This is a genomic window from Caulobacter sp. Root343, assembly GCF_001425745.1.
In the GTDB taxonomy this organism is placed as follows: Bacteria; Pseudomonadota; Alphaproteobacteria; order Caulobacterales; family Caulobacteraceae; genus Caulobacter.
In genome coordinates, this window is record NZ_LMDF01000009.1 from 187,422 (window position 1) to 187,743 (window position 322).

Annotated in this window: 1 pseudogene; it reads left to right on the forward strand. The window is 70.5% G+C overall.

The window, feature by feature from the left end:
- Positions 1-197 precede the first annotated feature (197 nt).
- Positions 198-322 (forward strand): annotated as a pseudogene (locus ASC70_RS26040) (hypothetical protein); the annotation flags it as partial.

A 322-nucleotide genomic window follows, 5' to 3' on the forward strand; every position in this document is an offset into this window, starting at 1 on the left:
GGAATAGCCGATCCAGTTGGTCCACGCCCGTCCGGGGGTAGCGGAGGCCCGAGCAGACAACGCTCACGCCCGCCGTCCTCACGGCAAAGAACAGCCTGGCGGAGCGGACAAGCGAGCCGAAACACACAAACCACTACGGTCTCCGGGTTCGCCCGGCCGCTCCGTCGCCTCCCCACCTAACTTCAGCGGATCGCCGCGTGAAGCCGATGTCACTTGCCCCCACCTGGCCGCTTCGCGGCCGTCCGCCCCCGGAGGGGGCGGAAGGATCGTGCGGCTCCTTCTTCCCCCTCCGGGGGAGGAGCGCCGTAGGCGCGGAGGGGGC